At 69.3% G+C, this 20,815-nt stretch carries 14 protein-coding genes; 13 read left to right on the top strand and 1 reads right to left on the bottom strand.

All coding sequences use genetic code 11. The features are described from left to right. Nucleotides 1-17 precede the first annotated feature (17 nt). The 9 genes from AC07EJ_RS38030 to AC07EJ_RS37990 all read left to right on the top strand — a co-directional run bounded on the left by AC07EJ_RS38030 (nt 18) and on the right by AC07EJ_RS37990 (nt 11,963). Nucleotides 18-941 (top strand): carbohydrate ABC transporter permease, encoded by a 924-nt coding sequence (locus AC07EJ_RS38030; protein ID WP_389480249.1) that lies wholly within the window; start codon nt 18-20, stop codon nt 939-941. A gap of 2 nt (nt 942-943) precedes the next feature. Continuing rightward, entirely contained in the window at nt 944-1,861 is a 918-nt protein-coding gene (locus AC07EJ_RS38025; RefSeq protein ID WP_389480251.1) for a carbohydrate ABC transporter permease, read from the top strand. Between the two features lie 218 nt (nt 1,862-2,079). Next, nucleotides 2,080-3,279 (top strand): ROK family transcriptional regulator, encoded by a 1,200-nt coding sequence (locus AC07EJ_RS38020; protein ID WP_389480254.1) that lies wholly within the window; start codon nt 2,080-2,082, stop codon nt 3,277-3,279. A 121-nt stretch (nt 3,280-3,400) separates the two neighbouring features. Next, nucleotides 3,401-4,519, top strand: coding sequence for a sugar ABC transporter substrate-binding protein (locus AC07EJ_RS38015; RefSeq protein WP_393583073.1), 1,119 nt, complete (start codon nt 3,401-3,403; stop codon nt 4,517-4,519). Between the two features lie 234 nt (nt 4,520-4,753). Further along, a complete protein-coding gene (locus AC07EJ_RS38010) occupies nt 4,754-5,545 on the top strand; it encodes an ATP-binding cassette domain-containing protein (RefSeq protein ID WP_199841620.1) in 792 nt (263 codons plus the stop codon). After that, nucleotides 5,542-6,828, top strand: coding sequence for a sugar ABC transporter permease (locus AC07EJ_RS38005; RefSeq protein ID WP_389480259.1), 1,287 nt, complete (start codon nt 5,542-5,544; stop codon nt 6,826-6,828). The genes AC07EJ_RS38010 and AC07EJ_RS38005 overlap by 4 nt, the downstream gene beginning before the upstream one ends. 270 nt (nt 6,829-7,098) lie before the next feature. Next, entirely contained in the window at nt 7,099-9,024 is a 1,926-nt protein-coding gene (gene dxs / locus AC07EJ_RS38000; RefSeq protein ID WP_389480261.1) for a 1-deoxy-D-xylulose-5-phosphate synthase, read from the top strand. Between the two features lie 150 nt (nt 9,025-9,174). Further along, on the top strand, nt 9,175-10,698 hold the full coding sequence (locus AC07EJ_RS37995) for an amino acid permease (RefSeq protein ID WP_393583069.1): 1,524 nt from the start codon (nt 9,175-9,177) through the stop codon (nt 10,696-10,698). A gap of 161 nt (nt 10,699-10,859) precedes the next feature. Then, the gene (locus tag AC07EJ_RS37990) at nt 10,860-11,963 is read left to right on the top strand and encodes a DUF8189 domain-containing protein (RefSeq protein ID WP_389480267.1); all 1,104 of its coding nucleotides are present in this window, start codon (nt 10,860-10,862) and stop codon (nt 11,961-11,963) included. 106 nt (nt 11,964-12,069) lie between these two features. Here AC07EJ_RS37990 and AC07EJ_RS37985 read toward each other — a convergent pair whose 3' ends face one another. Next, the gene (locus tag AC07EJ_RS37985) at nt 12,070-13,161 is read right to left on the bottom strand and encodes an LCP family protein (RefSeq protein ID WP_393583067.1); all 1,092 of its coding nucleotides are present in this window, start codon (nt 13,159-13,161) and stop codon (nt 12,070-12,072) included. A gap of 486 nt (nt 13,162-13,647) precedes the next feature. Between AC07EJ_RS37985 and AC07EJ_RS37980 the strand changes: the two genes are divergently transcribed. Genes AC07EJ_RS37980 through AC07EJ_RS37965 form a run of 4 tightly spaced genes read left to right on the top strand, consistent with a single transcriptional unit; the run spans nt 13,648 to nt 20,809 of the window. After that, on the top strand, nt 13,648-15,276 hold the full coding sequence (locus AC07EJ_RS37980) for a stealth family protein (RefSeq protein ID WP_389480273.1): 1,629 nt from the start codon (nt 13,648-13,650) through the stop codon (nt 15,274-15,276). Between the two features lie 15 nt (nt 15,277-15,291). Continuing rightward, the gene (locus tag AC07EJ_RS37975; RefSeq protein WP_389480276.1) at nt 15,292-16,908 is read left to right on the top strand and encodes a sugar phosphotransferase; all 1,617 of its coding nucleotides are present in this window, start codon (nt 15,292-15,294) and stop codon (nt 16,906-16,908) included. Continuing rightward, nucleotides 16,905-18,716: a stealth family protein gene (locus tag AC07EJ_RS37970; protein WP_393583065.1), complete on the top strand. Its 1,812-nt coding sequence runs from the start codon at nt 16,905-16,907 to the stop codon at nt 18,714-18,716. Before AC07EJ_RS37975 ends, AC07EJ_RS37970 begins: the two co-directional genes overlap by 4 nt. After that, the gene (locus tag AC07EJ_RS37965; protein WP_478885966.1) at nt 18,713-20,809 is read left to right on the top strand and encodes a glycosyltransferase family 4 protein; all 2,097 of its coding nucleotides are present in this window, start codon (nt 18,713-18,715) and stop codon (nt 20,807-20,809) included. Before AC07EJ_RS37970 ends, AC07EJ_RS37965 begins: the two co-directional genes overlap by 4 nt. The last annotated feature ends 6 nt before the right edge of the window (nt 20,810-20,815 follow it).

Here is a 20,815-nt window from a genome sequence, read left to right as displayed (position 1 = left end):
ATCGGGGTCGGTAAACCATGCAACACGGCAAGTACAGGTTCATTGTGGGGTTCCTGGTAGCCCCCTTGGCGTTGTATGCAGTCTTCGTCATCTGGCCGTTCATCCAGTCCATCTACTATTCGTTCACGGACTGGACCGGCCTGAGCCCGGACTTCAAGATGGTCGGCTTCGCCAACTACAAGCGGATGTTCCAGGACGATGTCTTCTGGAAGTCCTTGCAGCACAGCGTGCTACTGGCTTTGCTGCTGCCGCTGGTGACGCTGGGCCTCGCGCTCTTCTTCGCCTTTATGCTCAATGTCGGTGGGCGGCGCCGAAAGGGCGCCGCCATCACCGGAGTGCGCGGTTCTGGTTTCTACAAGATCGCGTATTTCTTCCCGCAGGTGCTTTCGATCGCGATCGTCGCCATTCTCTTCCGGTTCGCCTTCAACCCCAATGACGGCGTGATCAACGGGACGCTGAAGGCGATCGGTCTCGGCAGCATCCAGCCGGACTGGCTGGGCGACCCGAACTTCGCTCTGTGGTGCGTCATGTCCGTCCTGGTCTGGAGCACCGTCGGATTCTTCGTCGTGCTCTTCTCGGCGGGCATGGCGTCCATTCCGAAGGACTTCTACGAGGCGGCGCTGCTCGACGGCGCGAGCCGCTTCACCACCTTCTTCAAGATCACGCTGCCGCTGCTCTGGGACACGGTGCAGTCCGGCTGGGTCTACATGGGAATCCTGGCCCTCGGCGCGGAGGCCTTCGCCTCGGTGCAGATCATGACGGTGGGCCCCGGCGGCCCCGACTACTCGACCACGGTCCTGCCGCTGTACGTCTACCAATCGGCGTTCCGCGACGCCAACGCTGCCTACGCCACAACGATCGGCGTCGCCCTGCTCATCGTCACGCTGCTCTTCGCGGCGATCGTGATGCGGCTCGGCCGGCGCGAGCGGCTGGAGTTCTGAGCATGAAGACCACCGACATCCCGCCCGCCGGCCCCATCGAGGACCGTCCGCCGGTGCGCAAGACGGCGGCTCCGGCCGTCAAGGAGAAGAGCAGCGAGGGCGGCGCCCTCAACGTCTTCTCACACGGTGTCCTCGTCATCTGGGCGATCATGGTCGTCCTGCCGCTGCTGTGGGCGGTGATGACGTCCTTCAAGGACGACAACTCGATCTTCGGCTCGCCCTGGTCACTGCCGGACAGGCTGCACTTCGAGAACTGGTCGCGCGCCTGGTCCCAGGCGCACATGAGTGACTACTTCGCCAACACCCTGATCGTGGTGGGCTTCTCGCTCGTCGGCACGCTCGTCCTCGGCTCCATGGCCGCGTACGTCCTGGCACGCTTCGACTTCCCGGGCAAGCGGTTCATCTACTTCCTCTTCGTCGGAGGAATGAGCTTCCCGATCATGCTGGCCCTGGTGCCGCTGTTCTACGTGATGCAGAACTTGCACCTCCTGAACACACTGCAGGGCCTGATCGTCGCCTACATCGCGTACTCGCTGCCGTTCACGGTCTTCTTTCTGACCTCCTTCTTCAGGACGCTGCCCAGCTCGATCGCGGAGGCCGCGTTCGTGGACGGTGCCTCGCACACCAGGACGTTCTTCCAGATCATGCTGCCGATGGCCAAGCCCGGCCTGATCAGCGTGGGGATCTTCAACTTCCTGGGGCAGTGGAACCAGTACATGCTGCCGACGGTGCTCAACACCGACCCCGACAAAAGGGTGCTGGCGCAGGGGCTTGTGGAGCTCGCGACGAGTCAGGGCTACCAGGGCGACTGGTCCGGTCTCTTCGCCGGCCTCGTGATGGCGATGCTGCCGGTGCTCGGGGCGTACATCATCTTCCAGCGGCAGGTCGTGCAGGGCCTGACCGCGGGAGCGCTCAAGTAACGCCACGAACACGTCGAGTGAGGGCCCGGTTCCGGAACATCTCGTCCGGAACCGGGCCCTCACCCCTGTCCGGGCCCGTGTGTGCTCTTCTGTGCTCTTCTGCGCCGGGTATCGCTCAAGCTCTTGACGGGAGGCAACCCGAAAGGCTCAGCTTAGAGTTCAATAGTTGGACATACGCCGAGGCCTCATCGAAGCGGCCTCGCACGCAGGAGGTCGTCGTGGAGACTCCGGGGTCGCAGTCGTCGCTGCATCGGGCCAATCTCGAGCGGGTCGTACGCGCCGTGCGGCTCGCCGGATCGCTCACGCAGGCGGAGATCGCGAGGTCGACCGGCCTGTCCGCGGCCACGGTCTCCAACATCGTCCGCGAGCTCAAGGACGGCGGCACGGTCGAGGTCACGCCCACCTCGGCGGGCGGCCGGCGGGCCCGCAGCGTCTCGCTCAGCGGCGACGCGGGCATCGTCATCGGCGTCGACTTCGGCCACACCCACCTGCGCGTGGCCATCGGAAACCTCGCCCACCAGGTCCTCGCCGAGGAGGCCGAGCCCCTCGATGTGGACGCCTCCGCGGCGCAGGGCTTCGACCGGGCGGAGGAGCTCGTCGAGCGGCTCGTGGCGGCCACCGGTGTGGACCGTACGAAGGTGGCGGGCGTCGGCCTTGGCGTGCCCGGCCCCATCGACGTGGAGAGCGGCACGCTGGGCTCCACGTCGATCCTGCCGGGCTGGACCGGCACCAAGCCCGCCGAGGAGATGAGCACGCGCCTCGGCGTCCCCGTGCACGTCGACAACGACGCCAATCTGGGTGCCCTCGGCGAGCTGGTCTGGGGCAGCGGGCGCGGCGTCAAGGACCTCGCGTACATCAAGGTCGCCAGCGGTGTCGGCGCCGGGCTCGTGATCGACGGCAAGATCTACCGGGGCCCCGGCGGGACCGCGGGCGAGATCGGGCACATCACCCTCGACGAGTCGGGTCCCGTCTGCCGGTGCGGCAACCGCGGCTGCCTGGAGACCTTCACGGCGGCCCGCTACGTGCTGCCGCTCCTGGAGTCCAGTCACGGCACCGGGCTGACCATGGAGTCCGTCGTGCGGCTCGCGCGGGACGGCGACCCGGGGTGCCGGCGGGTGATCGCCGACGTCGGCCGTCACATCGGCAGTGGTGTCGCGAATCTCTGCAACCTTCTCAACCCCAGCCGGGTCGTCCTCGGCGGCGATCTGGCGGAGGCCGGAGAGCTGGTCCTGGGGCCCATCAGGGAGTCCGTGGGACGCTACGCGATCCCCAGCGCCGCGCGTCAACTGTCCGTCCTTCCGGGGGCGTTGGGCGGCCGCGCGGAGGTGCTCGGGGCGCTCGCCCTGGCACTCAGCGAGATGGGCGATTCGACCCTTTTGGACGGTTCGCTGTCCGCCGTGGCACCTGCCTTCACTTAGAGAACGCATGACACCGTTGCCATCTCGTTAAGGATTTACTCCTTGACGCTGGGGTTGCGGCCGAGTTGACTTCCCGCTACCTCGGCCGCAACGTCGCGGCCTCGTCAGGGAGGTTTCTGAAGTGAACACGCGTATGCGTCGCGCCGCCGTTGCGTTCTGTGCCACTGGTATGGCTGTCTCTCTCGCCGCTTGCGGCAGCGCCAAGGAGTCCGGCGACAAGGGCAGCGACAAGGCGAGCCCCAAGAAGGGCGACGACATCACTGTCGGCCTGCTACTGCCGGAGAACCAGACCGCGCGCTACGAGAAGTTCGACAAGCCGATCATTGAGAAGCAGATCTCGACGCTGACCAATGGCAAGGGCAAGGTCGAGTACCTGAACGCCAAGCAGGAAGCGACCCTCCAGTCGCAGCAGATCGACACGATGATCACCAAGAAGGTCGACGTGCTGATCCTGGACGCGGTCGACTACAAGGCGGTCGCCGGCGGCGTGCAGAAGGCCAAGGAAGCCGGCATCCCCGTCGTCGCGTACGACCGCCTGGCCGAGGGTCCGATCTCCGCGTACACCTCGTTCGACAACACCGAGGTCGGCAAGACGCAGGGCGAGGCGCTGCTGAAGGCCATGGGTGACAAGGCCAAGCCCAGCTCCAAGATCGTCATGATGAACGGCGCGATCACCGACCCGAACGCGAAGCAGTTCAAGGACGGCGCGCTCTCGGTGCTCAAGGGCAAGGTGAACATCGCCAAGTCCTACGACACCAAGGAGTGGAAGCCGGAGAACGCCAACCAGAACATGGATGCCGCGATCTCCGCGATCGGCAAGGACAAGATCGCCGGCGTCTACTCCGCCAACGACGGCATGGCGGGCGGCATCATCACCGCGCTCAAGGGCGCGGGCCTGAGCAAGCTCCCGCCGGTCACCGGCCAGGACGCCGAGCTCGCGGGTGTGCAGCGGATCGTCACGGGCGACCAGAACATGAGCGTCTTCAAGTCGTACCCGCAGGAGGCCGAGACCGTCGCCAAGATGGCCGTCGCCGTCGCCAAGGGTGAGAGCCTCGACTCCATCAAGACCGGCACGGTCGACAGCGGCACCAAGAAGGGTGTCCCCTCGGTGATCGTCCCGGTGGTCTCCCTGACCCAGGACAACATCAAGGACACGGTCATCAAGCAGGGTTACTACACCCTCGGCGAGATCTGCACGGCCAAGTACAAGGCCGCCTGCGACAAGATCGGCCTGAAGTAGCCAGACCGGAGTCGCCTTGCGGCAACTCCCTTGTCCTGCACGGGACGTGAGCGCACCTTGAAGGAGCGCCCCGTGTGAGCACGTCCGGCGCCCCGCCGCCGAAAGCCCCGCAAGCTCAACGGCGGGGCGCCGGACGGAACGACGTACGACAGCACCACCCCTGCGCGTACGCACCCCCCTCTCAGTCTCTTCTGTTCAACCTCCCGCCGGGTCAGGCCTTTGGCGGCGAAGGAGATGGTTCACGTGTCCGCTACGCCCGTGCTGGCGTTGCGCGGAGTCTCCAAGCGATTCGGTGCCGTCCAGGCGCTCACCGATGTAGAGCTTGAGGTCCACGCCGGTGAGGTGGTCGCCCTGGTCGGCGACAACGGTGCCGGAAAGTCCACCCTTGTCAAGACGATCGCCGGCGTGCACCCCATCGATGACGGTGTCATCGAGTGGGACGGCAAGGCCGTCGCGGTCAACCGGCCGCACGACGCCCAGGCCCTGGGCATCGCGACCGTCTACCAGGACCTCGCGCTGTGCGACAACATCGACGTCGTCGGCAACCTCTTCCTGGGCCGTGAGCTCAAGCGCCGCGGTGTCCTCGACGAGGTCGAGATGGAGCGCCGCTCCAGGGAGCTCCTCGAGACGCTCTCCATCCGCATCCCGAGCGTGCGCATCCCGATCGCCTCGCTCTCCGGCGGTCAGCGCCAGGTCGTGGCCATCGCCCGCTCCATGCTCGGCGAGCCCAAGCTGGTCATCCTCGACGAGCCGACGGCAGCCCTCGGTGTCGAGCAGACCGCGCAGGTCCTCGACCTCGTCGAGCGTCTTCGCGAGCGCGGGCACGCGGTCATCCTCATCAGCCACAACATGGCCGATGTGAAGGCCGTCGCTGACAAGGTCGCCGTCCTGCGGCTCGGCCGCAACAACGGCGTTTTCGAGGTCAAGACCACCTCGCAGGAAGAGATCATCTCCGCCATCACCGGCGCCACGGACAACGCCGTGACCCGTCGTGCGGCGCGCAGCAACGCGGAGGCTCAGAAGTGAGCATCGAAAAGACCGACCAGCCGCAGGCCACCGTGGACGCCCCGGCGGCCGCCGGTGACGCCAGCGTCGCCATCGACCCCCGCCTCCTCGTGCGCGAGCAGGGATTCGCGGGCTACATAGGCGAGTTCAAGCGCAAGATGCGCGCCGGTGACCTCGGCGCGACGCCGGTCGTCATCGGCCTGATCGTCATCTGCGCGATCTTCCAGAGCCTGAACTCGGCGTTCCTGGGCGCGGAGAACCTCAACAACATCTTCGTCGCCATGGTCGCGACGGGCATGATGTCGGTCGGCATCATCTTCGTGCTGCTGCTCGGTGAGATCGACCTGTCGGTGGGCTCCGTCTCCGGTGTCTCCGCGGCGATCACGGCCGTGCTGAGCGTCACCCACGGCGTCAACGAGTGGCTCGCGGTCCTCACCGCCCTCGCCGCCGGCGCGGTCATCGGAGCCCTGCACGGCTTCTTCTTCGCCCGGATCGGCGCCCCCGCGTTCGCCGTGACCCTGGCGGGCCTGCTGTTCTGGAACGGCTTCATGCTCCAGATCCTGGGCTCCAACGGCACGATCAACATCGACGGCGACGGCGTGGTCGGCAAGCTCACCACGTACTACTTCTCCGATGTCGCCGCCGCCTACGGGCTCGCCGTCGTCGCGGTCGCCGCCTACTTCCTGTCGGCCTTCTTCGGCAACCGGCGCCGCGAGGCCGCCGGGATCCCGTCCCGCCCGCTGAGCGAGCTCGTGCTGCGCACTGTGCTGCTCGCGATCGCGGCCTTCGCCGTGGCGATCATGTTCAACCAGTACAAGGGCCTGCCGCTCGCCGTGCTGCTGTTCGCGATCGTCCTCGTCGCCACCGACTTCGTGCTGCGCCGCACCTCGTACGGCCGCAAGATCTTCGCGCTCGGCGGCAGCGTCGAGGCGTCGCGCCGTGCCGGTATCAACGTCACGGCGGTCCGTGTCTCGGTCTTCGCCGTCGCGGGTCTGTTCGCGGCGGTCGGCGGCCTCTTCTGGGCCTCCAAGATCGCGGCGGCCAACCAGAGCGCCGGTTCCGGTGACCTCCTGATGAACGTCATCGCGGCGGCCGTCATCGGCGGCACCAGCCTCTTCGGCGGCCGGGGCCGCACCTGGAACGCCCTGCTCGGTGTCCTCGTGATCACGTCGATCCAGTACGGCCTGGCCCTTCAGGGGATCGCCACCCCGATCCAGTACATGATCACCGGCGGTGTGCTCCTCGCCACGGTCGTCATCGACTCGGTCACCCGCAAGACCCAGAAGTCGGCGGGCCGCGCGTAAGCGCTCCGCTCGGCCACGTGTGAACTCTGCGGACCGGCTGTGGCTGGTCGCGCAGTTCCCCGCGCCCCTTGGGCGCGGGGCTTGTGCCCGGTGTCAACGAAGACGCCGGGCACAGGCGTGTCCGCACCGATTTCCTGAACACGCGTACGTCTCGCGTACGGCCGATCGCGTGACGTACAACGCATAGCCCGGGCGCCGCGCGCTGAGGCGGAACATTAGACTCGACAGACCCGGCAAAAGCTCGAACAGCTCTATCGCAAGGAGGCACGGGTGCCGCTGCTGACCCGCATCACGGGACCGCGCGATCTGGACCGGCTCAGCCCGGAACAGCTGGACCAGCTGGCCGGTGAGATCCGGACCTTCCTGGTCGACGCGGTATCCAAGACCGGCGGCCACCTCGGCCCCAACCTCGGCGTCGTCGAGCTCACCATCGCACTGCACCGCGTCTTCGACTCGCCGAAGGACCGGGTGCTCTTCGACACCGGCCACCAGTCCTACGTGCACAAGCTGCTCACGGGCCGCCAGGACTTCGGCAAGCTGCGCACCAAGGGCGGCCTGTCCGGCTACCCCTCGCGCGCCGAGTCCGACCACGACGTGATCGAGAACTCGCACGCCTCCACAGTCCTCGGCTGGGCCGACGGCCTCGCCAAGGCGAACGAGGTGCGCGGCAAGGACGACCACGTCGTCGCCGTGATCGGCGACGGAGCCCTCACCGGCGGCATGGCCTGGGAGGCGCTGAACAACATCGCGGCCGCCAAGGACCGCCCCCTCGTGATCGTCGTCAACGACAACGAGCGCTCGTACGCCCCCACCATCGGCGGCCTCGCCAACCACCTGGCCACCCTGCGCACCACGGACGGCTACGAGCGGTTCCTGGCCCGCGGCAAGGACCTCCTGGAGCGCACGCCGGTCGTCGGCCGCCCGCTCTACGAGACCCTGCACGGCGCCAAGAAGGGCCTCAAGGACTTCATCGCCCCGCAGGGCATGTTCGAGGACCTCGGCCTGAAGTACGTCGGCCCCATCGACGGCCACGACATCGAGGCCCTGGAGTCGGCCCTGGCCCGCGCCAAGCGGTTCGGCGGACCCGTCATCGTGCACTGCCTCACCGAGAAGGGCCGCGGCTACAAGCCGGCCGAGCAGGACGAGGCCGACCGCTTCCACGGCATCGGCCCGATCCACCCGGACACCGGCCTGCCCATCAAGGCCTCGGCCGCCAGCTGGACGTCCGTCTTCGGCGACGAGATGGTCAAGCTCGGCCACGACCGCGAGGACATCGTCGCGATCACCGCCGCGATGCTCCAGCCCGTCGGCCTGAAGAAGTTCGCCGACGCCTTCCCCGACCGCATCTACGACGTCGGCATCGCCGAGCAGCACGCCGCCACCTCGGCCGCGGGCCTCGCCACCGGCGGGGTGCACCCGGTCTTCGCGGTCTACGCGACGTTCCTCAACCGCGCCTTCGACCAGGTCCTCATGGACGTCGCGCTGCACAAGTGCGGTGTCACGTTCGTCCTGGACCGGGCGGGCGTCACGGGCGACGACGGCGCCTCGCACAACGGCATGTGGGACATGTCCATGCTCCAGGTCGTCCCCGGCCTGCGCCTGGCCGCCCCGCGCGACGCCGAGCAGCTGCGCGCCCAGCTGCGCGAGGCCGTCGAGGTCGACGACGCCCCGACCGTCGTGCGCTACTCGAAGGGTGTCGTCGGACCCGCGGTCCCGGCCGTCGGCAAGGTCGGCTCGATGGACGTGCTGCGCAAGCCGTCGGCGGTCAAGCCGGACGTGCTCCTGGTCTCCGTCGGGGCGCTCGCCCCGATGTGCCTGGAGATCGCCGGCCTCCTCGACAAGCAGGGCATCACCACGACCGTCGTCGACCCGCGCTGGGTCAAGCCGGTCGACGAGGCGCTCGCGCCGCTCGCCGAGCAGCACCGCGTCGTCGTCACCGTCGAGGACAACTCCCGTGTGGGAGGCGTCGGTTCGGCGATCGCGCAGGCCCTGCGTGACGCGGGCGTCGACATGCCGCTGCGGGACTTCGGCATTCCGCCGCGCTTCCTCGACCACGCCTCGCGCAAGGAGGTCATGGCCGAGATCGGCCTCACGGCCCCCGACATCGCGCGTCAGGTCACCGGTCTGGTCGCCAAGCTGGACGGCCGCTTCGAGCGCGCCACGGCCACCGACGCGGTGGAGCCCGCGCGCGACTGACCCACACAGGCTGCTGCTCCATGGGCCGGTCCCACCACCCCGCAAGGGTGGTGGGACCGGCCCATTCGCGTGAATGCCCCCGCGCCGGGACATAAGGGGAGAAAGCCCCCTCGATCATGTCGGGGACGACAATGCGTGGGAGGTACGCCCGTGAGCAGCACCCTCTTCAGGACGAAGAAGGTCGAACAGTCGATCTTGGACACTGAGGAGCCGGAGCACGCACTCAAGAAGTCGCTGTCCGCTCTGGACCTCACCGTGTTCGGTGTCGGAGTCATCATCGGCACCGGCATCTTCGTCCTCACCGGCAAGGTCGCCAAGGAGAACGCGGGCCCCTCGGTGGCCCTGGCGTTCATCGTGGCCGGCGTCGTCTGCGGCCTGGCCGCGCTCTGCTACGCGGAGTTCGCGTCCACTGTCCCGGTCGCCGGATCCGCGTACACCTTCTCCTACGCGTCACTCGGCGAACTCCCCGCCTGGATCATCGGCTGGGACCTGGTGCTCGAATTCGCGCTCGGCACGGCGGTGGTCGCCGTCGGCTGGTCCGGATATGTGCGCTCGCTGCTGGACAACGCGGGCTGGCATCTGCCCGCGTCCCTGAGCGGGCGGGACGGGGCCTCAGGATTCGGCTTCGACATCCTCGCCGCCGCCCTGGTCCTGGTGCTCACCGTCATCCTCGTCCTCGGGATGAAGCTCTCCGCCCGCGTCACCACGGTCGTCGTCGCGATCAAGGTGGCTGTCGTCCTCATCGTGATCGTCGCGGGGGCCTTCTTCGTCACGGCCGACAACTACAAGCCCTTCATCCCGAAGGCGCAGGCGCAGGAAGCGGGCCCCAGCCTCCAGTCCCCGCTCGTGCAGCTGATGTTCGGCTACACGCCGACCGACTTCGGCGTCATGGGCATCTTCACCGCCGCCTCCGTCGTCTTCTTCGCCTTCATCGGCTTCGACGTCGTGGCCACCGCCGCCGAGGAGACGAAGAACCCGCAGCGGGACATGCCCCGCGGCATCCTCGGCTCCCTGATCATCTGCACCACGCTCTACGTGGCGGTGTCGATCGTCGTCACAGGTATGCAGAGGTACAGCGAGCTGTCCATCGACGCCCCGCTCGCGGACGCCTTCAAGGCCACCGGGCACCCCTGGTACGCGGGTGTCATCAGCTTCGGCGCGGCGGTCGGCCTGACGACGGTCTGTCTGATCCTTCTCCTCGGCCAGACCCGGGTCTTCTTCGCGATGAGCCGCGACGGACTGCTGCCCCGCTTCTTCTCCGTCGTCCACCCGAGATTCAAGACCCCGTACCGGCCGACCATCCTGCTCGGCGTGATCATCGCGATCCTGGCCGGGTTCACCAGCCTCAGCGAGCTCGCGGAACTGGTGAACATCGGCACGCTCTTCGCCTTCATCGTCGTCGCGCTCGGCGTCATCATCCTGCGCCGCACCCGCCCCGACCTGCCCCGCTCCTTCCGCACCCCCCTGGTGCCGCTGATCCCGATCCTGTCGGTCCTCGCGTCCCTGTGGCTGATGCTGAACCTGCCCGCGGAGACCTGGCTCCGCTTCGCGGCCTGGATGGTGCTCGGCTTCATCGTCTACTTCGCGTACGGGCGCTCGCACAGCCGGCTGGGCCGGCAGGAGGAGGCGACGGCGGGCGAGGTGCCCAAGGCGCCGGGGCGGGACGGGGAGTAGGGGGGGGCAGGCGCCGGCTCCGGCGTTCTTCCGTGACGGCGGCCGGCCGTGACGCCAGGTAACGCAATGGGGACGGATTTCGCTGAGGCATATGATGTGGCGAATTCATGGTTTCCCTGCGCACATGCCGGGCGTGAGGTTGACGGAAGGTGACGGCGGTCATGCGGGGCAGAAACGCTATCGACGAGCGAACCGATGACCACGGCTCCGAGCGTCGTGCCGCCACCGGTGCCGCCGACGGGCGTTGGCTGACACTGGGCAAGGACGGCAGGCTCACCGCGTACGCGCTCACCGAGGGCGGCATGCTGCGCTGGACCGAGGTCACGCCCGGCGGCCCCCGGTGGTCGGGGCCCGACTTCCTCCCCGCCGCCCATCTGGGCGATGTCACCGTCGTGCAGGGCGCAAACACGTATGTGCACTTCCTCGGCCGCCGGGCGAAGCCGCGGGCCGACGGGGGAGTGGACGTCGACATCGTGCACGCCATCCAGTACCAGACGGGCAGACCGGTCACCGAGTGGCGCTCGCTCGGCAACCCGCACAAGGACCGCGCCAAGGGCGCCCGGTTCGGTGTGCCGGTCGGCGCCGTGAACTCGAACGGCACGGTGCACGTCTTCGCTCGCAACGCAGGCGGCGGCCTGATGATGCGTCGTGAGGACAAGACGGGCAGCTGGGAGGCGTGGGCGGACCTGAAGGGCAGTGGTCTCGCCGACGGAATAGCCGCCGTCCCCACCACGGCGGGACGCGTGGAGGTCCTCGCCCCGACGCGCAACCCTGTTGCCCTGCACTGGTATCAGACCGCGACGGACGGCGAGTTCCGCCAGTCCCAGGACGTCCCGCTCCAGGCGCCCGCCGACGGCGTCGTCGGTCTGGAGACGGGCCCCGACCGGCTGACGTACTACTGGAACGACACCGGCGGCAACGGGATCGTCGCCTACCGGCACGGCAGTTGGGCGATCCCCCTGGGCGGGGCTCCCGCCCCCAGCCCGGTCGCCGCGCTGCGCACCCACCTCGACGGCTACGACTGCACGGTGCTCGCGCACCGCGCGGTCGACGACCAGATCATGCTCGCGGCCTGTGTCTCGGAGAACGAGAGCCAGGGTCTGTGGTGGTCCCCCACAGGTGAACAGGCCGTGGGCGCGCCCGCGTTGGCGGTCGACGCTCTCGGTCGCGTGGTCCTCGCCGTCATCGGCAAGGACGGGGCGCTCTACGTCGCGCGCCAGCGCCGCGAGCCGGGCCTCGCCCTGGAGACCTCGGTCCGCGCCTGACGCGGGACCGCCCGGAATCCGAGTCCCGTCAGGCGGCGGGACACCTGAACCACGAAGCGTCCCGCCCGGAGTGATCCGGGCGGGACGCTTCGTTCGTGACGCCGGGTCAGCCGCCCGTGGCGGGCGACTTCTTGGCCGACTCCGGGACGGGCTCGCCGGCCCGCAGCGCCTTCCACAGGTCGTGCGCCTGCGGCTCGGCCGCGACGACCCGGTTGGGGTCCTGCTTGTCGTACGCCACCGGGAGCATGATCGTCTCCATGGTGCCGGGGTCGACGCCGTTCATGCTGCGCCCGAAGTCCGCGAGCGAAGTCAGCGAGTCTAGGCCCGAGTCGGTGGTGAGCGACGAGGTCAGCGTGTCCGCGATCTTGTAGGTCTTGGTGGGGCTGCCGAGCAGGTCCTGCTTCTTGATCTCGCCGAGCAGCGCCAGCATGAACTGCTGCTGCAGGCCTATGCGTCCGAGGTCGCTGCCGTCACCGACGCCGTGCCGGGTCCGGACGAAGGCGAGCGACTCGGTGCCGTTCAGCTTGTGCGTGCCCGCCGCGAGGTCGAGGCCGCTCGACTTGTCGTGAATGGGCTTGTCGACGGTCACCGGCACTCCGCCGATGGCGTCGACCAGGCCCTTGAAGCCGGCGAAGTCGATCTCCATGTAGTGGTCCATGCGGATGCCGGAGATCTTCTCGACCGTCTTCACCACACAGGCCGGACCGCCCGTCGAATAAACGGAGTTGAACATGACGCGCTGTGCCTGGGGCAGTGACTTGCCCGAGGTCGTGGTGCAGGCCGGGCGGGTCACCAGGGTGTCGCGGGGGATGCTCACCGCGGTCGCCCGGCTGCGGCCCTCCGGGATGTGCACGACGAGGGCGGTGTCGGAGCGGGCTCCGCTGACCTTGGCGCCGTCGAGCGCGGAGTTGGCGCCCGCGCGCGAGTCCGAGCCGAGCACCAGGATGTTCTGGCCACTGGTCGGCAGCTTCTCGGGGCGGTCGTCGCCGAGAGCCTTGTCGATGTCGACGTTGTTCAGGTTCGAGTTGAGGCTGTGGTACATCCACCAGGCGGTGCCGCCCAGGGCGAGCAGTACGAGCACCAGGCCGAGGGCGATCCAACGCCCCACCCGGCGCTTGCGCTTCGGCTTCTTCTTGCGCCGGTCGGGCGCCGCGCGCCGGGCGCCGCGCGCGCCGGAGTCCGTCAGGGTGTGGGACATGCCAGGAGGCCTCTCTCCGCTTTCGATTCCGATACCCGAGGTGCAAGTGGGACTGGGCTCGGGTGGGGGGAGGCGGCCGGCCCGGGGCTTTGCATGGATGTTGATGCACTATAGACACATTTTCGAATCCTCAGACTTGGCCTCTGTTCCTTTGCTGTTCACGATGGCCGTTATGTCTTGGTGTGAGGTGACAGGTCTGATTGATCGTGAAATGTGGGCGGTGTTGACATCGGCCGAGTTGGCGTCTGAAGATGTGCGCAGCCTGTGAATGTCAGTCATTTATGAGCACATTTTGGGCTTAATCAGGCTTGATCGAAGTTTTTTAGGCAAAAGGCAAACGGCTCGGGGGGGTCGCGCACGCCAGGACCTGAGGTTCGCCACAGGTCCACGCCTGCGTTCCGTGATGGAGGAGTTGGTGTTGTCCGAGTGGCTGAGGCCGCGCGCCGGGGGGCTCCGGGTGTCGCGATACGCCGGGGGGCGGGCCGCATGACGACCATTCCCGGTCCCATCACGTACTCGGACGCGTGGAACATCGCGCCGCAGTCCGTCCCGCTCCGCTCCGGTGTGCCGGCACAGGCTCCCCCGTACCCGCAGGCCGAATCGCCGCACGAGGGTGCGTACGTCGAGACCTCGGTGACGCCGCTCGGGGCCCGCGAGGCCAACCGCTCGGCCGTCGCCGCGCTCCTCGACGCCGAGGGCATCCCGTACTTCGCCGTCCGCGGCACGTCCGACCACGGATCCGTCATCGCCGTCGCCGAACCCGACCGTGAGCGCGTCCTGGGTGCCGTCTTCCGTGGCCTGGGCCGTTTCCCCGGCCACCTCAGCGTCATCGCGCAGGACCCGGTGCGCGCGCCCAAGCCACTGCCTTCCGCGGACCCCAGCGCCTGGCGGGGCGTGCGCGACGCGGCCGCGATCCAGGTCAGCTGGTACCGCACCGACCCCGGCGGCCACCTGCTGCTCGGTCACGAGTACGGGTGCGCCATCGAGTTCTGGCGCTGGCACGGCGGTCACCTCGTGGCCCCCCGCGCCAACCGCGTGACCTGGTCCGTGTGGGGCGACCAGCCCAACGTGACCGGACCCGCCCGCCTGTTCAGCCGCTTCGTCTCGGACGCGACGCCCGCGCACCTCGCACCCGCCCTGCCCACCCGGCCGGAGTTCCTCGTACCGATGGCCGAGGACATCGACTTCCCCGTCGACGCGGTCTACACCTGGGTCGACGGCAACGACCCGGCCTGGCAGCGCCGCAAGGCCTCCGCCAAGGGCGAGGTCTACCACGCCGAGTCCGCCAGCGACGCGCGCTTCATCAGCCGCGACGAGCTGCGCTACTCGGTGCGCTCGCTGTACCTGTTCGCGCCGTGGATCCGGAACATCTACATCGTCACCGACGACCAGGTGCCGGAGTGGATGCGCGAGGACCTGCCGGGCTGCCGCATCGCAACTCACCGCGAGATCTTCCGCAACCCCGCGGACCTGCCCACGTTCAACTCGCACTCCATCGAGAGCCAGCTGCACCACATCCAGGGCCTGTCCGAGCACTTCCTGTACTTCAACGACGACATGTTCATGGGCCGCCCCGTCGCCCCCCACGCCTTCTTCACCCCTTCCGGCACGGCCCGGTACTTCCCCTCCCGCAACCGCATCCCGCAGGGCCCGGTCGTCGAGACCGACACCCCCGTCGACGCGGCCTGCAAGAACAACCGCGCCCTCCTGCGCGAGCGCTTCGGCAAAGTCATCACCCAGCCCATGGAGCACATCCCCTACGCCCTGCGGCGCAGCGCGATGGAGGAGGCGGAGGAGGACTTCCCTCAGGCCTGGGCGCGCACGTCGGCGAGCCGGTTCCGCGCGATGACGGACCTGTCACCCACCTCGTCGTTCGCCCTCTACTACGCGGCGATGACCGGCCGCGCCCAGACCGGCTCCATGCCGTTCACCTACCTCCAGCTCGCGGTGCCGGACCTAGCGGACCGGCTGCAGCGCCTGCTCGACGGCCGCAGCCAGGACTCCTTCTGCCTCAACGACGCCTTCTCCACACCGGAGGACATCGAGGCGCAGCAGGAACTCCTCGACGGATTCCTCAACGCGTACTTCCCCACACCCAGCCCCTACGAGCGATGAAACGGAGTTCGTGAAGTGTCCGACTCGACGTCCATGAGCTCCGCCGCGCACGTCTACCAGCGGATCGTTCCCCAGCCGGTGCGCTCCGTCGCCGCCCACAGCGTGCCGCCCCGCGTACGGCGCAAGGTGAAGGGCGGGCTCGCCAGGACCCTCAACCGCCGCGAGGCCCGGCTGCACCGGCGCGCGCTGCGCCGCGTCCGCAAGTCCGACGCCATCAGCGTCTCCGAGCGCCGCGTCCCCGCGCCCGACGGCCGGATCGCCCACGTCCACAGCGGGGTGACCGCCGACCTCGCACGCCGCCTCGACCACGATCTCGTCACCTACGCCCTCGACGCGGCCGGCATCCCCTGGTTCGCCGTGCCCGCGCTCGACGACCGGCGCGTCTGTATCGCCGTGGAACAGCGGGACAAGGGCCAGGTCCGGCGCGTGCTACGCGCGTTGCTGGAGGAACACACCGGCTATGTCGTCTCGGTGTCGCCCGCCGCGAACGACACCGCGACCGTTCCCGGCAGCCACATCAAGGCGTGGAAGAACTTCGGCAAGGCCAAGGTCGTACGCCTCACCTGGCTGCGCACCGACCCCACCCAGAACCTGTGGGTGGGCGACGACCAGGGCGTCGAGATCGAGTTCTGGACCGTCAACGACGAGCTGGCCGACGAGCGCCTCGTCGGGCCCCGCCCCAACCGCGTCCAGCGCGTGGTCCCGCGCGACGCCCTGGGCATCGAGATCGCCTTCGACCGGCTCTGCGCCTACTCCGACATCGATGGCGACGCCGAACCGACCATCACGCTCGAGGGCTTCGACATCTCGCGCCTCGAAGAGATCACGTTCCCCGTCGACGCGGTGGTCCTGTGGCAGCACCCGACCCCCTGGGGCGAGGAACTGCTGCGCGCGACGCTGCGCTCCCTGCACCAGTACGCGCCCTGGATCGACCTCGTCCACGTCGTCGCGCAGGCTCCGCCCCCGCACTGGCTGCGCGCCGACGAACGGCTCACCGTCGTCCCCGCGGGCGCCGGGGCCACCTCCCAGCTGCACCGGCTCCCCGACGTCGCCGAGACCTTCCTGCTGATGCGCCCCGGCGCCGTCCTCGGCCGACCGGTGCGCCCCTTCGACTACTTCACGCCGCACCGCGAGACCCGCCCCCGCAAGGGCCTGTGGACCGCCGAGGAGTCCTTCCAGCAGTGGCCGCGGGCAGCCGTCAGCGCCACCGGGCGCGCCGTGTCGCACGGCTACGCCGCCGGCCCGCAGCCGCACTCGTGCCAGGCCCTCGGGCGGCTCGCGGGCGTCGGCATGCTGCTCGTTCCCGGCCCCGACGACCAACGGGTGCCCACGCTCCCCGGCACCCACCCCGGCGACGGACTGGCGCACCACTTCGCCCACTGCTCCGGGCTCGCCGACCCCTCCGGCGAGGCCACCGTCGCGCTGCACGCCGCACTGCCGCACATCGGCCGCCGCCTGGAACGGCTCCTGGTACGGCGCGACACCCAGCAGATGCACCTCTTCGGGCTCGGCAGCGACGAAGCGCTGGCCCACGGCGGCACCGATGCCGTCATCCGCTTCCTGCACCGCTACTTCCCCGTGCCCAGCCCGTTCGAGCGCGGCGGCCCAGACGACCCGGACAACCACACGTGAGCAATGGCAACCCCGAGGCATCCGCTGCGGTCGGCGTATACCGCGCCCTCGTCCCCGCCTCCCTCAGACGCCGCGTCGCACGCCGCGTACCGGCGCGGCTGCGCATGGCCGTCAAGCGCGTGCTGCGCCGCCTGACGACCCTGACCCTCGGTTTCCGCTTCGCCCGCGGGGTCAGGGCCCGGCGGGCCTGGCCGCATCTGTTCGGCGACGGCGAACGGCTCGCCGTGCTCGCCGACCGCGGCGCGCAGATCGCCCTCGTACGCCCCACCGCCTCCCCGCTCGGACTGCGCGAGGCCAACGTCGAACTCGTCGTCTCGCTCCTCGAAGCGGCGGGCATCGACCACTTCGCGGTGCGCGGCACCTCCGAGTTCCGCTCCACGCTCGCCGTCGCCGAGGCCGACCGGGCGCGGGTGGCCGACGTCCTGGTGGGCACCCGCGCGACCGCGCCTGTCTACATCGTCGCCTGCCACGGCGCGGCCCAGCGGGGCAAGCCCGTACTGTGCGCGTCACGCGGCGGCCGGCGCATCGCCGAGGCCGCGCCCGTCCTGCGCACCGGCATGGTGTGGAGCGATCCCGGCGCCTCGCTCGTCCTCGGCCTGGAGCACGGCTGCGACATCGAGTTCTGGCACACGAGCGAGGGCCGCCTCGTCGCGCCCCGCCCCAACCGGGTCGCCGAGGACATCGCCCTCGACGAGCCCCGCATCAGCGTCCCCATCAGCCGACTCACCGGCTTCGCCGCCCTGCACACCCGGCGCACCCGGTCCGTGCGCACCGTCGCGGCCTGCGCCCAGCCGCTGCCGGAGGACGTGCGCTTCCCCATCGACGTCGTCTACACCTGGGTGGACGGCAACGACCCCGCCTGGCAGCGCAGGAGGGCCGGCATCGAGGACGGCGGCTACCACGCCGAGTCCGCCAACGCGGCCCGCTACATCAGCCGGGACGAGCTGCGTTACTCCCTGCGGGCGCTGGAGCAGAACGCCCCCTGGGTGCGGCACATCTACGTGGTGACCGACCAGCAGCGTCCGGCATGGCTGAACGAGCGGGGCTCCCGCATCACCGTCGTCGACCACTCCGAGATCTTCGACGACCCCGACGCCCTGCCGACCTTCAACTCGCACGCCATCGAGAGCCAGCTCCACCACATCGACGGCCTGTCCGAGCACTTCCTCTACTTCAACGACGACATGTTCCTCGGCGCGCCCGTCACCCCCCAGGACTTCTTCCTCTCCAACGGCGTGAGCCGCACCTTCTTCTCCCCCTCCCAACTCCCGCGCTGGGACGACGCGTTGGGGGACAGGCCGGTGGACGCGGCAGGCAGGAACAACCGCCGCCTCATCCTGGAGAACTTCGGCTCCGCGATCGTCCAGAAGCTGCGTCACGCTCCGTACGCACTGCGCCGCAGCGTCCTGTACGAGATCGAGAACGAGTTCAGGGACGCGCACCTCGGTACGTCCCACAGCCGGTTCCGCAGCGCGACCGACATCTCCATCCCGTCGTCGCTGTACCACTACTACGCCTACTTCACCGGCCGCGCGGTCCCCTCGGACATCGCGTTCGCCTATCTCGACCTGGCCAGGCCGGAGATCGCGCGCCGCCTGGGGATCCTGCTGGCCCGCCGGGACCGTCAGGCGTTCTGCATCAACGACACGGTCTCCGACACGTTCGACGTGGGGCGCCAGGGCGACATGGTCCGGGACTTCCTCCAGTCGTACTACCCCGTGCCGAGCCCGTTCGAGAAACAGCACGCCGAGGCGCTGATCCCCACGCAGCGCGTGCCCCAGCAGCGGAAGGAGAGCGAGATCCGATGAAGATCTCCTTCCTGATCAACAACATCTACGGCATCGGCGGCACCAACCGCACCGTCATCAACCTCGCCGAGGCCCTCGCCGTCCGCCACGACGTCGAGATCGTCTCCGTGTTCCGGCGCACCACCGCCACGAAGTTCGAGATCTCTCCTCGCATCACCGTGCGCGCCCTCGTCGACCTGCGCCCCGGATCCTCCGACCGTGACGCGCCCGGCAGCAGCGAGCCGAGCGCGGTGGTGCCGCGCCAGGAGGAGTTCTACGCGCAGTACAGCAAGTTCACCGACCAGCGCATCATCCAGGACCTGGAGCGCACGGGCGCCGATGTCGTCATCGGCACCCGCCCCAGCCTCAACCTCTTCGTCGCCGAGTTCACCCGCGACGGAGCACTGCGCGTGGCCCAGGAGCACATGACACACCTGGCGATCCCGCCCGCCGTACGGGCCAGGATGGCGCAGGTCTACCCCCGCCTCGACGCCATCACCACGGTCACCGAGGCGGACGCCCGCTCCTTCATGGAGAACACGCCCATCCCGGGCATCCCCGTGGTCGGCATCCCCAACAGCGTTCCGCAGCCCGCCGTCGAGCCGTCGGACTGCGCGCACAAGGTCGTCGTCAGCGCGGGCCGCATGCACCACATCAAGCGCTACGACCTCCTCATCCGCGCCTTCGGCCTGCTCGCGGACGAGTTCCCCGACTGGCAGCTGCGCATCTACGGCGACGGCGGTGAGGCCGCCAAGCTGCGCGCCCTGGTCACCGAACTCGGCCTGGCGGGACGGGCGTTGCTCATGGGCGGCTTCTCGCCCATCGAGTCCGAGTGGGCCAAGGGCTCCATCGCCGCGGTCACCTCGAGCGCCGAGTCCTTCGGCATGACCCTGGTCGAGGCCATGCGCTGCGGCCTGCCCGTCGTCTCCACCGACTGCCCGGTGGGCCCCCGGGAGATCCTGCGCCACGGAGAGGACGGCTTCCTCGTCAGGACCGGTGACGCCGAGGCCATCGCCCAGGGGCTGCGCCGGCTCATGGCCGACGACATGCTCCGGGCCCACATGGGCGCGAACGCGCTGCGCAACTCCGCCCGTTACGACCCCGAAGCCGTCGCGGCCACCTACGTGGACCTCTTCGACGATGCCGCGAGCCGCCGCGCCGCCGCCGGCCGCGGCTACCGCAGGCCCGCCGCGCCGCGCGAGGCCACGCACGCCGACGCGACCGTGCCGCCCGTGTCGATGGGAGCGGCGCGCGCCGACGTCACGAGTGACGACGCGGGGTGGCTGCGGTTCGCCCTCGACGGGCCGGCCGACGGCAAGCGCCGCTGGCAGTTCGTGCTGCGCCACAGCCCGTCCGACGGGCCGCCCCTGCCCGACATGGAGCTGCGGACCGTCCGCAAAACCCTCGCCAACGGCGGCACCCGCTACGGCGCCGCACTGACCCCGGCCGCGCTCGACGACCTCGGTGACGGCCGCTGGCGCGTGACCATGCGCTCCGCCAAGCACGAGAACGTCCACCTCAAGGCCGGGCTTCGCGACACCCGGGCGCTCATCGACGCACGGGCCCGCCTGCTCTCGCGTCCCGTGGCCGGTCAGGTCGGCTGGAACCTTCCCTACGCCCAGCCGAACGGGAAGCTCATGCTGCGCACCGTGGTGCGCGCGACCCACGTGGAGTGCACGTCCGTCGAGGTCGGCGACGCCGCCATCGAGCTCACCGGCGTGCTGTGCGGGGGACCCAGGATTCAGCCGGGCGCCCTGTTCGTGCTCAGCCGCCGCGGCCCCCACGCACTCAACTTCACGGTGCCCGTACAGGTTCTCGGCAGCCATTCCTTCCGGGCCGAGGCCCCGGTCCGGCGCGTCGTCGACCACCGGCTGGAGCGGTGGGAGGACTGGGACTGGTGGCTGCAGCCCGATCCGCACGACCGCGCGAAGGTGCGCATCTGCCATGTGCTGGAGGACTTCCCCGACGTCAAGAGCGCCTTCGCCTACCCGGGCGTCCCGCTGGTCGGCGACGAACCGTCGCAGTTCTCCACCGTGCACCCGGCGAAGCCCGTGTGGGTGCGGCCGTACTGCTCGGCGTCCGGGGCCATGGCCATGAACGTCGTAGACCGCTGAAGCCTT

The organism is Streptomyces sp. NPDC045026 (assembly GCF_056432625.1).
Note: the sequence above shows the minus strand (reverse complement) of the source record. Positions and strands in the feature narration are given on the sequence as shown.

Coding starts and splice junctions, on each gene's coding strand:
- AC07EJ_RS38030 (WP_389480249.1), top strand. CDS start 18: ATGCAACACGGCAAGTACAGGTTCATTGTGGGGTTCCTGGTAGCCCCC.
- AC07EJ_RS38025 (WP_389480251.1), top strand. CDS start 944: ATGAAGACCACCGACATCCCGCCCGCCGGCCCCATCGAGGACCGTCCG.
- AC07EJ_RS38010 (WP_199841620.1), top strand. CDS start 4,754: ATGGTTCACGTGTCCGCTACGCCCGTGCTGGCGTTGCGCGGAGTCTCC.
- AC07EJ_RS37990 (WP_389480267.1), top strand. CDS start 10,860: ATGCGGGGCAGAAACGCTATCGACGAGCGAACCGATGACCACGGCTCC.
- AC07EJ_RS37985 (WP_393583067.1), bottom strand. CDS start 13,161: ATGTCCCACACCCTGACGGACTCCGGCGCGCGCGGCGCCCGGCGCGCG.
- AC07EJ_RS37980 (WP_389480273.1), top strand. CDS start 13,648: ATGACGACCATTCCCGGTCCCATCACGTACTCGGACGCGTGGAACATC.
- AC07EJ_RS37965 (WP_478885966.1), top strand. CDS start 18,713: ATGAAGATCTCCTTCCTGATCAACAACATCTACGGCATCGGCGGCACC.